The following is a 14,988-nucleotide window of genomic DNA, read 5'->3' as shown; positions in this document are numbered from 1 at the left end:
ATCGTTGGTGGACGTAAGAAGCGCCGTCCACCCTACGCCCGGATCAACCCGGTAGGGGCTCCGGGCGGCCCCCCGCTCAAACCTCCAGCTCGCGCAATTCCGCGCGCACCCGCTCGTTTTCGATCAGCAGGAATCCCACCGATATCGGCAGCTTGAAGCGCCGAGGCCCGGCGCTGCCCGGGTTGATGTGGAGGATGCCGTCGCGGCGGGTGATCAGCGGCTTGTGGGAATGACCGGTGATGATGGCGTCGACGCCGCGCGTGGCGAGGTCGGCTGGGATTTCCGCCTGGTCGTGGATCAGGTAGAGACAGGTGCCGCCGGAGCGCAGGGTGGCGTCGTGAGGGATGCGTTGCGCCCAGTGCTCGGTGTCGTTGTTGCCGCGCACCACGGTCAGGGGGGCCAGGCGGCGAAGCGTGTCGAGGATCTCGGGCTTGCCGATGTCGCCGGCATGCAGGATGTGGTCGCAGCCTTGCAGGGCCGCCAGGGCCTGGGGCCGCAGGAGGCCGTGGGTGTCGGCGATCAGGCCGATGCGCAGGGTCATGGAAGGGGCCTCGTTGGAATGCGAGGCCCATTCTGCCTCACCGGGGTGTGCGCGGGGATTCCGGCAGGAACCAGTTCAGCAGCAGGGCGCAGATGCCGCCGGTGGCGACACCGGACTCCAGCACGTTGCGCAGCGCCGCCGGCATGTGCGCGAGGAACTCGGGCACCTGCGACACGCCCAGGCCCAGGGCCAGGGACACGGCGATGATCAGCAGCGCGCGGCGGTCCAGCTCGATGCCGGCGAGGATGTTGATGCCCGAGGCGGCCACCGCGCCGAACATCACCATGGCCGCGCCGCCGAGCACCGGCTCGGGCACCGCCTGGATCACGCCGGCCACCGCCGGGAACAGGCCGAGGATCACCAGCACCACGGCGATCCACAGGCCGACGTGGCGGCTGGCGATGCCGGTCAGCTGGATCACGCCGTTGTTCTGCGCGAACACCGAGCTGGGGAAGGTGTTGAACACGCCGGCCAGCAGCGAGTTGGCGCCGTTCACCAGCACGCCGCCCTTGATCCGCTGCATCCACAGCGGGCCCTCCACCGGCTGGCGCGAGACCTTGCTGGTGGCGGTGACGTCGCCGATGGCTTCCAGCGCGGTGACCAGGTAGATGACCAGCATCGGGATGAACAGGCTCCAGGAGAAGCCCAGGCCGAAGTGCAGCGGCATCGGCACCTGGAACAGCTCGGCCTGGTGCATGCCGGTGAAATCCAGGCGGCCCAGGTAGCCGGCCAGGGCATAGCCCACGGCCAGGGCGATGACGATGGCGCAGCTGCGCATCCACACCACGGGAATGCGGTTGAGCACGACGATGATCGCCAGCACGGTGCCGGACAGCAGCAGGTTCTCGCCGTTGGCGAAGGTGCCGTTGGCCATGGCGCCGAAGCCTCCGCCCATGCTGATCAGGCCGACCTTGATCAGGGTCAGGCCGATCATCAGCACCACGATGCCGGTCACCAGCGGGGTGATCAGGCGTTTGACGAAGGGCAGGATGCGCGAGATGCCCATCTCCACGAAGGAGCCGGCAATGACCACGCCGAAGATGGCGGCCATCACCGCTTCCACCGGGGTGCCCTGCTTGACCATCAGTGCGCCGCCGGCGATCAGCGGGCCGACGAAGTTGAAGCTGGTGCCCTGGACGATCAGCAGCCCGGCGCCGAACGGGCCGAAGCGCTTGCACTGGACGAAGGTGGCGATGCCGGAGATCACCAGCGACATGGAGACGATCAGGTTGGTGTCGCGCGCCGAGACGCCGATGGCCTGGCAGATCAGCAGGCCGGGCGTGACGATGGGCACGATGATCGCCAGCAGGTGCTGCAGGGCGGCGAGCAGCGCCACCAGCGGGCGCGGCTTGTCGTCGAGGCCATAGACCAGCTCGTTGCGGGAGGTGGAAGTGGCCGGGTTTTCCAGTGAACTCATGGCGATGGTCCGCAAAAAAGCGGCGATTCTACCTGAATGGCCGGGGGCGGCGGGGGGCGCCGGTCAGCTGTGTGGCGGGTGCTGGAACGTAGGGACAGGAACGCGGTCTGCTCGCGAAGATCCCGCTGCGAACGCGTTTGTGTCGGTGGGTAGAGGGTATGTAGTGGGTGATGGGTTTCGCTGCGCTCTACGCCATCCTACGGGGCGTGCCGGGTGGGCTGCTGAGTTGCCCGGGCTGTAGGGTGGATGACGCTCTTTTCATCCACCAATCGATGCCACCGAAAAGCGGCCAATGAAAAGCCCGGCACGAGGCCGGGCTTTTCCGTTCGCAGGCGGCGCTTACAGGTCTTCCAGCATCGCCTTGTTGCGCACGGCGCCCTTGTCGGCGCTGGTGGCGAGCAGGGCGTAGGCCTTGAGGGCGGTTGTCACCTTGCGCGCGCGCGGGGCGGCGGGTTTCCAGCCTTTCTTGTCCTGCGCGGCGCGGCGGGTGGCCAGTTCTTCATCGGACACCAGCAGGTTGATGCTGCGGTTGGGGATGTCGATCAGCACCTTGTCGCCGTCCTGCACCAAGCCGATGGCGCCACCGGCGGCGGCTTCCGGGGACGCGTGGCCGATGGACAGGCCCGAGGTGCCGCCGGAGAAGCGGCCGTCGGTGAGCAGGGCGCATTGCTTGCCCAGGCCCTTGGACTTCAGGTAGCTGGTGGGGTACAGCATCTCCTGCATGCCCGGCCCGCCTTTCGGGCCTTCGTAGCGGATGATGACGATGTCGCCGGGTTTCACTTCGTCGGCGAGGATGCCCTTCACGGCGCTGTCCTGGCTTTCGAAGATCTTCGCGGTGCCTTCGAACACGTGGATGGACTCGTCCACGCCGGCGGTCTTCACCACGCAGCCGTCCAGGGCGATGTTGCCGTAGAGCACGGCCAGGCCGCCTTCCTGGGAGTAGGCGTGCTCGACGCTGCGGATGCAGCCTTCGGCGCGGTCGTCGTCCAGGGTGTCCCAGCGGGTGCTCTGGCTGAAGGCGACCTGGGTCGGGATGCCGGCCGGGCCTGCCTTGAAGAAGGTGTGCACGGCTTCGTCGTCGGTCTGGGTGATGTCCCACTGGGCGATGGCGTCGCTCATGCTCGGGCTGTGCACGGTGGGCACGTCGGTGTGCAGCAGGCCGCCACGGGCCAGCTCGCCGAGGATGCTGAAGATGCCGCCGGCGCGGTGCACGTCTTCCATGTGGTACTTCTGGATGTTCGGCGCCACCTTGCACAGCTGCGGCACCTTGCGCGACAGGCGATCGATGTCGCGCAGGTCGAAGGCGATCTCCGCCTCCTGGGCGGCGGCCAGCAGGTGCAGGATGGTGTTGGTGGAACCGCCCATGGCGATGTCCAGGGTCATGGCGTTCTCGAACGCCTTGAAGCTGGCGACGTTGCGCGGCAGCACGGACTCGTCGCCTTCGCCGTAGTAGCGCTGGCACAGCTCGACGGCCAGGCGGCCGGCGCGCAGGAACAGCTGCTCGCGGTCCGAGTGGGTGGCCAGGGTGGAGCCGTTGCCCGGCAGGCCGAGGCCCAGGGCTTCGACCAGGCAGTTCATCGAGTTGGCGGTGAACATGCCGGAGCAGGAACCGCAGGTGGGGCAGGCGCTGCGCTCGTACTCGGCGACCTTCTCGTCGGAGCAGGAGTCGTCGGCGGCCACCACCATGGCGTCCACCAGGTCCAGGCCGTGGTTGGCCAGCTTGGTCTTGCCGGCTTCCATCGGGCCGCCGGAGACGAACACCACGGGGATGTTCAGGCGCAGGGCGGCCATCAGCATGCCGGGGGTGATCTTGTCGCAATTGCTGATGCAGACGATGGCGTCGGCGCAGTGGGCATTGACCATGTATTCCACGGAGTCGGCGATGATCTCGCGGCTCGGCAAGGAATAGAGCATGCCGTCGTGGCCCATGGCGATGCCGTCGTCCACGGCGATGGTGTTGAATTCCTTGGCCACGCCACCGTTCTTTTCGATCTCGCGGGCGACCAGCTGGCCCAGGTCCTTCAGGTGCACGTGGCCGGGCACGAACTGGGTGAAGGAGTTGGCAATGGCGATGATCGGCTTCTTGAAGTCTTCGTCCTTCATCCCGGTGGCGCGCCAGAGGGCGCGGGCGCCGGCCATGTTGCGGCCGTGGGTGGAGGTCTTCGAGCGGTAATCGGGCATGTCTGATGTCCTGCAGGCTGATCAGGTTATAGGTCGTATCGTGAGCGCGGTGGGTGCCGTTGGCAAACGGATGTGGTCGTTGCGTCCGGGGTGGCGTGAGGGCATCGCGGGATCACCGCGCGCTCGGCCGGGGCTCACTGGCCCGCCTGAGGGTGTGGCAGGGAAGCGGGGATTCTAATCCCAGGTGCGCTCCGGGCGGAAGGCCGGGGGCCGAGCGGTCGGCGCGCACCTGGATGACCGGGGGTCAGTCGACGCGGAAGTTCAGCTCATCGGCGAAGGGGAAACCGGCGCCGCTGCCCTTCTCGAAGCGCAGCTCGACCTCCACCGAGGTGGCCCCGGCCGGCACCGTGCCATAGAGGTTGCGGGCCAGGGGCTGGCCGTTGCGCTCGGCGGCGGTCAGGGCGGGCGTGGCGAAGGCGGTGCCCGCTTCGACGAACCCTGCCAGGCCCGGCCAGGTGGCGCCGTCCACGGGGCGCGGGTAGCCGCTCTCGGCCTTGTCGGTGATCAGGTTGTAGCGCACGTACTCGCCGCCGTTGAACAGGTAGGCGATGGAGCTGTTGCGCTTGACTGCCGCCTCCAGGCCCAGGGGCCACTGCTGCACGCCGGCCCAGGTGGCGCCGGAGACGTCCAGCGGGTAGTTCTTGTCCGCCTTGTCGCCGGTGGTCAGGTTGTAGCGGATGTACTGGCTGCCCTTGAAGAAGTACAGCCTGGAGCCGTTGACCTCGAGCACGTCGTCGATGTCGCGGGCGCCGCCGGTGAAGCGCTCCAGGCCCGACCAGTTGCCGGCGATGGGCTTGGGATAGCCGGGGTCGACGCGGTCGCTGGCGATGTCGAAGCGCACGTACTGGGTGCCCTTGAAGAAGTACGCCTTGCCGTTGCCGGCGTTGAAGCCGGCGTCGATGTCCCGCGCGCCGCCCTCGAAGCCCTCGAAGCCGATCCAGTTGCCGGCGATGGGTTGTGGATAACCGGCGTCGACCTTGTCGTCGCGGTAGTTGTAGCGGTAGTAGCGATCGCCGGCGAAGAAGTAGCCGGTGTCGTCGTTCCAGTACACCGCGCTGCGTTTCTCGGCGGCGTGGAAGCGCACCAGCACGCGGGCGTCATGGCTGCTGCCGGCGCTGGCGCCGAGCAGGGCGTCGAGCTGGAAGGGCCGGCCGGCGGCCTCCGGCGGCAGCTCGATGCGCTGGGTCAGGGAACCCTTGCCCTGGCCGACGAAGAGCTGGCCCTGGCCGGCGGGCAGTTCGCTGCGGGCGCCGTAGCGCATCACCGTCTGCAGGCCGCCCTTGGTCCAGCCGGCGATGTCCGGGTCGTAGGCCAGGTCGGAGTGGGCCGCGCCATATTCGGCGCCGGGGTTGGCCAAGAGGTTCTGGCCGAAGGCGAAGGTGCGCGGCACAAGGTGCAGGCGCGAGCGGCCGTCCAGGGCCAGGCCCTGGGTGGAGACGCCCAGGTGCTCGAACAGCGTCGGCACCACGTCCACCTGGCGCAACGGGGTGGCCAGGCGGTTGCGGCCGAGGGCGGGAATGCCGGCGCCGCTGAGCACCACCGCCACCTTGCGGTGTTCGGGGCGGTTGGCGCCGTGGCCGGTGCTGCTGCCGCCGTGGTCGGTGCTGACCACGATCAGCCAGTTTTCCTGGGTGTAGGTGGGGCGCGACTTGATCGCCTGCAGCAGGCGGCCGAGGGCGGCGTCGGCCTGGCCCATGGCCTGGACGTATTGCGGGGTGTCGGAGTGGAAGCCGTGGCTGTGGCCGGCTTCGTCGACGCCGTAGTAGTAGGCGCTGAGCACGTCGAGGTCGGCGCGGTTGCGCAGCCAGTCCTCGGCCTGGGCGATCAGCACCGGGTCATTGGCTTCCGGGCCGTCGAACCTGAGGTCGGCCTGGGGCTTCATCTGCGCGTAGAGCGGCGACCAGTTGTAGGCGTAGGCGGTCACCAGCTGGGGCTTGCGCTGTTCCAGCAGGGTGAGGAAGTGCGGGTACTGGGCGTAGTTCTGCCCGGTGAAGCTGTTGTCGCGCACGCCGTGCTTGTCGCGCTCGACGCCCATGAACAGGGTCGACCAGCCGGGGCCGCTCATGGAGGTGTCCGGCGACCAGCCGCCGTCGGTGTAGACGCCGCTGGCGATCAGTTGCTCGAGGTTGACCATGTTGCCGGCGGGAATGGCATCGGCCTTGAAGCCGTCGATACCGAAGAACAGCACCTTGTTGGCACCGGCCTGGGCCTGCAAGGCGAGCAGCGAGGCGGTTGCGAGGGCCAGCAGGCGCCCCGCGCGTTTCATCGTTGTCATGACGCATCCTTGATTGTTGTGGTTGCTGCGATGCGATGCAGACGGCTGGCTTGCCTCGCGGTGGTCTATACCAGCGTGGCCGGATTGCGGGGGAATGACAGCGGGGCGGGAGGGGATGAAGTTTTGGTGAAGGGTTTGCGGCAGGCGGATGACGGCGCCCCGACGCTGCGGCCGGGGCGCCGTCGGACCCTCAGCTGTTGGGCAGCAGGCGGCAGGTGATGCTCTTGATGTAGCGGGTTTCCGGGATCGCCGGGTGCACCGGGTGGTCCGGGCCCTGGCCGCCGCGTTCCAGCAGCTGGATGTTGCGGTCCAGGTGGCGGGCGCTGCCGAGCAGGATGTTCTGCAGGTCGTCCTCGGGCAGGTGCATGGAGCAGGAGGCGCTGACCAGGATGCCGTCCTTGTTGAGCAGGCGCATGGCCTGTTCGTTGAGGCGGCGGTAGGCGGCCTCGCCGTTCTTCAGGTCCTTCTTGCGCTTGATGAAGGCGGGCGGGTCGGCCACGACCACGTCGAAGCGCTCTTCGGCGGCCTTCAGCTCCTTCAGGGCTTCGAACACGTCGCCTTCCACGCAGGTGACCTGCTCCGCCACCCCGTTGAGGGTGGCGTTGCGCTCGACGCCGTCGAGGGCGAAGCCGGAGGCGTCGACGCAGAACACTTCACTGGCGCCGAAGGCCGCGGCCTGCACGCCCCAGCCGCCGATGTAGCTGAACAGGTCGAGCACGCGCTTGCCCTTGACGTAGGGCGCCAGGCGGGCGCGGTTCATGCGGTGGTCGTAGAACCAGCCGGTCTTCTGGCCTTCCAGCACCGGGGCTTCGAACTTCACACCGTTCTCTTCCAGGGCGACCCACTCGGGCACCACGCCGAAGGCGGTGTCCACGTAGCGCTCCAGGCCCTCGGCGTCACGGGCGGCGGAGTCGTTCTTCCACAGCACGCCACGGGGCTTGAGCACCTGCACCAGGGCATCCAGCACGGCGTCCTTGTTGCGCTCCATGGCGGCGGAGGCCAGTTGGACCACGATGTGGTCGCCGAAACGGTCCACCACCAGGCCGGGGAGCAGGTCGGAGTCGCCATAGACCAGGCGGTAGTAGGGCTTGTCGAACAGGCGCTCGCGCAGGCTCAGGGCCACGTTGAGGCGGTGCACCAGCAGCGACTTGTCGAGGCTGTGCTTGGTGTCGCGGGACACCAGGCGCGCGCAGATCAGGTTGTTCGGGCTCAGTGCGACCACGCCCAGGGGCTTGCCGCCGGCGGCTTCGAGGATGGCCTGGTCGCCGGGCTGGAAGGCGTTCAGCGGAGTGGCGACCACGTCGATCTCGTTGCTGTAGACCCACAGGTGGCCGGCGCGCAGGCGTCGATCGGCGTTGGCTTTGAGGCGCAGGCTGGGCAGGGACATGGGTCGCTCTCCGGAAAAAAGAGCGGGATTATAACCGAAGGCGCCCGCCGATCCTGCTACCGGCGGGCGCTCGTGCTCAGGCCGCGAGGGCTTCGATCAGCTTGCGGTTGAAGGCCGGGATGTCGTCGGGCTTGCGGCTGCTGATCAGCTTGCCGTCGACCACCACTTCCTCGTCCACCCAGTTGGCGCCGGCGTTCTTCAGGTCGTCGGTGAGGGACGGCCAGCTGGTCAGGGTCTTGCCCTTGACCAGGTCGGCGCTGGCCAGCAGCCAGGCGCCGTGGCAGATGACCGCGATGGGCTTGTTGGCTCGGGCGGCGTCGCGCACCAGTTCCTGGGCCATCTCGTCCAGGCGGATGGTGTCGGCGTTGACCACGCCGCCGGGCAGCACCAGGGCGTCGTAGTCCTCGATGCGGGCGGTGTCGAAGGTGCGGTCGACGGCGAAGCTGTCGGCCGGGGTGGTGTGGTTCCAGCCGGTGACCTTGCCGGTGCTGGCGGAGACGATCTCGGCGATGGCGCCGGCGTCTTCGAGGGCCTTCTTCGGCCCGGTCAGCTCGACCTGCTCGAAACCGTCGGTCACCAGCAGGGCCACGCGCTTGCCCTTGATGGACTGGCTCATTGGGGGTCTCCCGTCGTTGTGGGTGTTCAGTTTCCGAGGCGACCGTTAGGCGAAAGTTCAGCTAAATCGATGGCCTGTTCACCAGTGGCTGGAGTTAGACTGTCATCCCAATTCCCCGCCTCAGTCCCGCTGTCATGGCCCAAGAACTCTCTGCAGAACAGATTCGCCATTTCCTCCAGGGCATCAGCGTGCCGCCCCAGCCGCAGATCATGGTCGACCTGCAGATGGAGCAGGTCATGCCCAGCCCGGACCTGCGCACCATCGCCAAGCTCATCAGCCAGGACCCGGGCCTGTCGGGCGCACTGCTGAAGATCGTCAACTCGCCGTTCTACGGGCTGACCAACCGCATTGCCTCGATCCAGCAGGCGGTCAACCTGCTGGGCTGCAACACGGTGATCAACCTGATCAACGCGCAGTCGATCAAGGGCGAGATGACCGACGAGACCATCGTCACCCTCAACCGCTTCTGGGACACCGCCCAGGACGTGGCCATGACCTGCCTGACCCTGGCCAAGCGCATCGGCCACCAGCAGGCGGACGAGGCCTACGCGCTGGGGCTGTTCCACAACTGCGGCATCCCGCTGATGCTCAAGCGCTTCCCGGACTACATGACGGTGCTGGAGGAGGCCTATGCCAGTGCCAATGCCGAGCGCCGCATCGTCGACACCGAGAACCGCCTGCTCAACACCAACCATGCGGTGGTGGGCTACTTCACCGCGCGCTCCTGGCGCCTGCCGGAGCACCTCTGCGAGGCCATCGCCAACCACCACAACGCGCTGTCGATCTTCAGCGATGACTCCGGGCGCGATGCGCCGCTGAAGACGCTGCTGGCGATCCTGAAGATGGCCGAGCACGTCTGTGCCTCGCACCTGGTGCTGGGCAACCAGGCCGATGACCACGAGTGGAACAGCGTCAGGGCGCTGGTGCTCGACTACGTCGGCCTTTCGGAGTACGACTTCGAGAACCTCAAGGAAAGCATCCGCGAACTGGGCGCCCACTGATCGCCCGCGACGCTGTACGTCGAGATATCCATGCCTGAACTACCTGAAGTCGAAACCACGCGGCGGGGCATCGCGCCCTACCTCGAGGGCCAGCGCGTGAGCCGCGTGGTGGTGCGTGAGCGCCGCCTGCGCTGGCCCATCCCCGAGGACCTGGACGTGCGCCTCTCCGGCCAGCGCTTCGTGGTCGTCGAACGCCGCGCCAAGTACCTGCTGTTGCAGGCCGAGGCGGGCACGCTGATCAGCCACCTGGGCATGTCCGGCAACCTGCGCCTGGTGGAGACGGGGACGGTGGCGGCCAAGCACGAGCACGTGGATATCGAGCTGGAGTCGGGCCTGGCGCTGCGCTACACCGACCCGCGCCGCTTCGGCGCCCTGCTCTGGAGCCTCGACCCGCACAACCACGAACTGCTGCGCAACCTCGGTCCCGAGCCGTTGACGGACCTGTTCGACGGTGAGCGCCTGTACCAGCTCTCCCGTGGGCGCAGCATGGCGGTCAAGCCGTTCATCATGGACAACGCCGTGGTGGTGGGCGTGGGCAACATCTACGCCACCGAAGCCTTGTTCGCCGCCGGGATCGACCCGCGCCGCGAGGCGGGAAGCGTGTCGCGGGCGCGCTACCTGAAGCTCGCCGAGGAGATCAAGCGCATCCTCGCCCACGCCATCGAGCGTGGGGGCACCACGCTGCGCGACTTCGTCGGCGGCGACGGCCAGCCGGGCTATTTCCAGCAAGAGCTGTTCGCCTATGGGCGCGGCGGCGAGTTCTGCAAGGTCTGTGGTTCCACCCTGCGCGAGGTGAAGCTGGGGCAGCGGGCGAGCGTCTACTGCCCGCGCTGCCAGCGCTAGGCCGGCGCGGCCTTGTCGGCCCGCCGCCGTGGTCCTCGAGAGATGCCGAGAACAATAAGAAGAGGTGACGGATGTCCGGCAACTACCTGCCCCGCAACGCGGTTGCGCAAGCCATCGGCCATGGCGTGTTCAAACTGCTTGGCTGGCGCATCGAGGGGCAGCTGCCGCCCCTCGACAAGTTCGTGGTGATCGGCGCGCACCACACGTCCAACTGGGACTTCGTGCTGTTCATCGCGGCCAAGTTCATCCTCCGCCTGAACGCCCGCTGGTTCGGCAAGCACAGCATCTTCCGCTGGCCTTTCGCCGGGCTGATGGAGCGCTGGGGCGGCATTCCCATCCAGCGCCACCTCAAGCTCAACCAGGTCGAACAGGCCGTTCAGGCCTTTCGCGAGAACCGCGAGTTCATCCTCGTGCTGTCGCCGGAGGGCACGCGCAAACGGGTGGAGCGCTGGAAGATGGGCTTCTACCACATCGCCCGTGGCGCCGACGTCCCGGTGGTGCCGGCGGCACTGGACTACCGCAACCGGCGCATCGTCATCGGCGAGCCGTTCCGGACCACCGGCGATGCTGCGGCCGATCTGCGCCGCCTGCTGGCGTTCTACCTGCCGTACGAGCCGAAAAAACCCGACTACGCTTTTAACGGCGATTGAAGGCCGTCACGCTGAAAAGCGCGCGGGCACTGTTATAGTTAGCCGCATTACTCCTCTAATAGCCGAAGGATTGCATCATGAACCTGTTCCGCACTTCCGCTGCTGTCTTGGCGCTGACCACTGGCCTCATGGCGCTGCAGGCGCAGGCTGAGGTGGTGCAGCAGAACACCAGCGGCGACCCGATGTACACCGCCGACGCTCCGCCCGCTTATTCCATGGTCGGCGACCTGCTGATCGCCCGTCCGCTGCTCATCGGTGCCACCGTCGTCGGTGCCGGCCTGTTCGTGGTGAGCCTGCCCTTCAGCGCCCTGGGCGGCAATGTCGGCGCCGCCGGCAAGGCCCTCGTGGTCGATCCGGGCAAGGAAGCCTTCGTGCGTTGCCTGGGCTGCACCAGCAGCGGTTACCAGAAAGACTGATCGCGCTATTCTCGGCTCATCGAGCCGGAGACGGCCCCTTGCCCAGCGATGAGCAAGGGGCCGTTTGCATTTATGGCGCCCTGTTCGGCGCCTGCCAGGGAGACGGATGAGGTGAAGGGTTTTCCAGTTGTCGCACTGCTGGTGCTGGCGGCCGTCGGGCTTGCCGGCAGCTTCTGGATGAGTGCCGGCTGGCTGCAGCTCTGCGCGGGCCTGGCGCTGTTCCTCTTCGGCATGCAGTGCCTGGAGGAAGGGCTGCGCGACCTGGCCGGCAGCAAGCTCGAGCAGTTGCTGGGGCGCAGCACCTCGACGCCGTTCAAGGGCCTGATGTTCGGTGTCTGCGGCACGTTGCTGCTGCAGTCCAGTACCCTGGTCTCGCTGCTCACCATCGCCTTCATCAGTACCGGGCTGATCCAGCTGGCCGGTGGCATCGCCATCCTCTTCGGCGCCAACCTCGGGGCCACCAGCGGCATCTGGCTGCTGGCCATGGCGGGGCAGAATCTCAGCCTCTCGCCCCTGGCGCTGCCCCTGCTGGTGTTCGGCGTGCTGGCCGGCTTCATCGGCCCGCGCAGCAAGGCGGCCGGGCGCATCGTGCTGGGCATCGCCTTCGTGTTCCTCGGCATCGACCAGATCAAGGACGGCTTCTCCGCCTTCGATGATGGCTTCGACATGACCGGCCTGCAGGTCGATGGCCTGCTCGGCAGCCTGCTGTTCGTGGCGGTGGGGATGCTGGTGACCGTGGTGCTGCAATCCAGCCACGCCGCCCTGATGCTGACCCTCGCGGCGCTTGCCAGCGGCCAGCTGGAGCTGGGGCAGAGCCTGGCGATCGCTATCGGCTCGAATGTCGGCAGCAGCGTCACCACGGCCTTCGTTGGCTCCCTCGGTGGCAACCGCAGCGGCCAGCGGCTGGCCTTGGCCCATGTGCTGTTCAACATCGTTACCGGGGTACTCGCTTTCGCTCTGCTCGGGCCCCTGACCTGGCTGGTGCATGCCCTGGCGGAGCCGGTGGGCCTGGCGGACAACCCGCTGATCCAGCTGGCCATGTTCCATACCCTGTTCAATGCCTTCGGCGTGGCGCTGTTCTGGCCCTGGCAGGCGGGCCTCGCGACCCTGCTGGTGCGCTGGCTGCCCGAACGCAGCGAGCCCCAGGTGCTGATCACCGAGCTGGCGGCGGGGCCGGCGGAGCCGGAGCGGGTCCGCGCGCGCTATCTCAGCGAGCGCGCCCTGGATTCGGCCGACGCGGCGGCCAGCGCGGTGGTGCAGGAGCTGCGCCACCTCGGGCGCCTGAGCCTGGAGGTGATCTGCCATGCGCTGTTCCTGCCGGTGGACCTGCTGGGCAAGGACCACCCCGACGAGGCCGCGCTGCAGGCACCGCCCGTGCGCCATCACCTGGATGCCGAGACGCTCTACCAGCGCCACATCAAGGGCGTTTACGGCGACCTGCTGAGCTTCATGGGGCGCCTGGAAGTGACGCTGGACGAGGCGCACCAGCAGTTCTGGGTCAGTTGCCAGGTGACGGCGCTGCAACTGGTGGATGCGGTGAAGGATGCCAAGCACCTGCAGAAGAACCTCGGCCATTACCTGGAGGGTGGGCCGTCGGCGACGCGGGATGCCTACGTGGAGCTGCGCCGCCACCTGCTGGCGACCTTGCACCAGATGCGCGAGCTGAGCCGTTCGCAATTGCCGGACGAGGTCTGGTCACAACACCTGCAATGGCTCGACGAGAAGGCCGCGGACTTCGATGGCGAGTTCCGCAACCGCCTGTTCGCCGCTGTGCGCAGTGGTCAGCTGGATGGCCTGCAGATGAGCTCGCTGATGAACGACCTGGGCTATGCCAGCCGCATCATCCAGAGCTTGCGCAATGTGCTGATGATCGGCCAGCGCCAAGGCTTGCTGCGCGCAGGAGCGTCGGCGGAAGAGGAAGAGGGGCTGATCGAGCTGCCCTGAGCCGTGAGGCTCAGCGCTGCTCCTTTTCCAGCGTCTTGGCCAGGCCCACGCCGCGTGGGTCGCTGGCGGCTTCGATGCGGCCGCCGTCCTTGTCCCAGAACAGCACCTGCTGGTTGCCGTAGCCGCGCTCGACGCGTTTCAGGCTGTAGCCACGCGCTTGCAGCGCGGCGATCTCGGCGTCGCTGAAGGTGCTCGGCTCGTGCTCGATGACGTCGGGCAGGTACTGGTGGTGGTAGCGCGGCACCGCCGGCCAGCGGGCGACGGGCTGGCCGTCGAGGTATTCCAGTATCGACAGCAGCACCATGCTCGGGATGCGGCTGCCGCCCGGGGTGCCGAAGGCGGTGAATTCCTTGGCGCTCTCGATGAAGGTGGGGCTCATGCTCGACAGCGGGCGCTTGCCGGCGGCCACCGCGTTGGCCTGGCTGCCGGCCAGGCCGTAGGCGTTGGCACCCTGGGTATCGGCGGCGAAGTCGTCCATCTCGTCGTTGAGCAGCACGCCGGTGCCCGGGGCGACGAAGGCGGCGCCGAAGGGCAGGTTCACCGACAGCGTGGCGGCGACGGCGTTGCCGTCCTTGTCGATCACCGCGAAGTGGGTGGTGTGGTCGCCTTCGCGCCACGCGGGAGCCGGCGGCAGGCTGGCGCTGGGGGTGGCTCGCTGCGGGTCGATGCCGGCGGCCAGGCCCTTCAGGTAGTCCGGTGCGAGCAGTTGGCTCACCGGGTTGGCGATGAAGTCGGGGTCGCCCAGCAGGCCACGGTCACGGTAGGCACGGCGCAGCGCCTCGACCACGTAGTGGGTGCGCTGCAGTTTGTCGCCCTCGCGCCAGGGCAGCTGCTGCAACATCGCCAGGCTCTGGGCCAGGGCCACGCCGCCGGCCGAGGGCGGCGGTGCGCTGATCAGCTCGCGGCCGTCGGCCAGGGCGTAGCGCAGCGGCTGGCGTTCCACCACGCGGTAGCTGTCCAGGTCCTGCTGGGTCCAGATGCCGCCGGCATCGCGCACGCCCTTGACCAGCCTGGCGGCGGTCTCGCCGGCATAGAAGCCGGCCTTGCCGTAGCGGGCGATGCGCTCCAGGGTGCGGGCCAGGTCGGGCTGGTGCAGCAGGCTGAACTCATCGGGCACCTCGCCCTTGTCGTCGAGGAAGATGCGCGCCGTCTCGGGGTCGTCGCGCATCGCCGCGATGCGGAAGCCGGCGCGCTCGATGTACACGCGATCGACCGAGATGCCGTCGCGGGCCAGGCGGATGGCCGGGGCCAGGGAATCAGCGAGGGGCAGGCGGCCGTGGTGCTGGGCCAGGTCCACCAGCGCGGCGGGCAGGCCGGGAATGGCGGCGGCCAGCGGGCCGTTGATGGACAGCTGCGGCTGTACCTTGCCATCGCGCAGGTAGAGATCCGGGCGCGCGGCCAGCGGCGCGCGTTCGCGGGCGTCGAGGAACAGGTAGGTGGGCTGCTTGTCGCCGGCCTTGCGCAGGAGGAAGAAACCGCCGCCGCCCAGGCCCGAGCCGTGGGGCTCGGCCACTGCCAGGGCGGCGCTGATGGCCACCGCGGCGTCGAAGGCGTTGCCGCCCATGGCCAGGGTTTCCAGACCGGCGACCGTGGCCGAGGGCTGGGCGCTGGCTACGGCGGCCTGGTCGGGGGGCGCCGCCCGCAGTGCGACGCTGAACAGCAGCAGCGCCGCGAGCAGGGCGGGACGCCAGGCCGTGTCACGCAGCTGGCGGCCCAT

The 14,988-nt window shown here is 68.1% G+C and carries 12 protein-coding genes; 5 read left to right on the top strand and 7 right to left on the bottom strand.

Translation table 11 applies throughout. From position 1 onward, the window contains the following. Positions 1–76: 76 nt before the first annotated feature. The 6 genes from ACYJSS_RS11645 to ACYJSS_RS11620 all read right to left on the bottom strand — a co-directional run bounded on the left by ACYJSS_RS11645 (position 77) and on the right by ACYJSS_RS11620 (position 8,417). The gene (locus ACYJSS_RS11645) at positions 77–535 is read right to left on the bottom strand and encodes a metallophosphoesterase family protein (protein WP_111263511.1); all 459 of its coding nucleotides are present in this window, start codon (positions 533–535) and stop codon (positions 77–79) included. A 43-nt stretch (positions 536–578) separates the two neighbouring features. Continuing rightward, complete coding sequence (locus ACYJSS_RS11640; protein ID WP_111263478.1) at positions 579–1,958, bottom strand: nucleobase:cation symporter-2 family protein; 1,380 nt, start codon at positions 1,956–1,958, stop codon at positions 579–581. 339 nt (positions 1,959–2,297) lie between these two features. Continuing rightward, complete coding sequence (gene ilvD / locus ACYJSS_RS11635) at positions 2,298–4,139, bottom strand: dihydroxy-acid dehydratase (RefSeq protein WP_111263477.1); 1,842 nt, start codon at positions 4,137–4,139, stop codon at positions 2,298–2,300. Positions 4,140–4,383: 244 nt separating this feature from the next. Next, the gene (locus tag ACYJSS_RS11630; protein WP_111263476.1) at positions 4,384–6,414 is read right to left on the bottom strand and encodes a hemopexin repeat-containing protein; all 2,031 of its coding nucleotides are present in this window, start codon (positions 6,412–6,414) and stop codon (positions 4,384–4,386) included. Positions 6,415–6,604: 190 nt separating this feature from the next. Continuing rightward, positions 6,605–7,801: a class I SAM-dependent rRNA methyltransferase gene (locus tag ACYJSS_RS11625; protein WP_236205511.1), complete on the bottom strand. Its 1,197-nt coding sequence runs from the start codon at positions 7,799–7,801 to the stop codon at positions 6,605–6,607. Between the two features lie 76 nt (positions 7,802–7,877). Continuing rightward, positions 7,878–8,417 carry a type 1 glutamine amidotransferase domain-containing protein gene (locus tag ACYJSS_RS11620; protein WP_111264438.1) on the bottom strand — a complete coding sequence of 180 codons (540 nt, stop codon included), beginning with the start codon at positions 8,415–8,417 and terminating at the stop codon, positions 7,878–7,880. 188 nt (positions 8,418–8,605) lie between these two features. Here ACYJSS_RS11620 and ACYJSS_RS11615 point away from each other — a divergent pair, with 188 nt between their 5' ends. The 5 genes from ACYJSS_RS11615 to ACYJSS_RS11595 all read left to right on the top strand — a co-directional run bounded on the left by ACYJSS_RS11615 (position 8,606) and on the right by ACYJSS_RS11595 (position 13,271). Then, complete coding sequence (locus ACYJSS_RS11615) at positions 8,606–9,418, top strand: HDOD domain-containing protein (RefSeq protein ID WP_173175271.1); 813 nt, start codon at positions 8,606–8,608, stop codon at positions 9,416–9,418. 30 nt (positions 9,419–9,448) lie between these two features. Further along, complete coding sequence (gene mutM, locus ACYJSS_RS11610; RefSeq protein ID WP_111264440.1) at positions 9,449–10,261, top strand: bifunctional DNA-formamidopyrimidine glycosylase/DNA-(apurinic or apyrimidinic site) lyase; 813 nt, start codon at positions 9,449–9,451, stop codon at positions 10,259–10,261. A gap of 71 nt (positions 10,262–10,332) precedes the next feature. After that, the gene (locus tag ACYJSS_RS11605; RefSeq protein ID WP_111264441.1) at positions 10,333–10,911 is read left to right on the top strand and encodes a lysophospholipid acyltransferase family protein; all 579 of its coding nucleotides are present in this window, start codon (positions 10,333–10,335) and stop codon (positions 10,909–10,911) included. Positions 10,912–10,988: 77 nt separating this feature from the next. Continuing rightward, positions 10,989–11,327: a multidrug transporter gene (locus tag ACYJSS_RS11600; protein ID WP_111264442.1), complete on the top strand. Its 339-nt coding sequence runs from the start codon at positions 10,989–10,991 to the stop codon at positions 11,325–11,327. 111 nt (positions 11,328–11,438) lie between these two features. After that, complete coding sequence (locus ACYJSS_RS11595) at positions 11,439–13,271, top strand: Na/Pi cotransporter family protein (protein ID WP_236205510.1); 1,833 nt, start codon at positions 11,439–11,441, stop codon at positions 13,269–13,271. 10 nt (positions 13,272–13,281) lie between these two features. Here the strand turns inward: ACYJSS_RS11595 and ggt are convergent, their stop codons facing one another. Continuing rightward, entirely contained in the window at positions 13,282–14,988 is a 1,707-nt protein-coding gene (gene ggt, locus ACYJSS_RS11590; protein ID WP_111264444.1) for a gamma-glutamyltransferase, read from the bottom strand.

The sequence above is a fragment of the Pseudomonas sp. No.21 genome (assembly GCF_054558415.1).
This window is presented reverse-complemented; position numbering and strand designations above follow the sequence as displayed.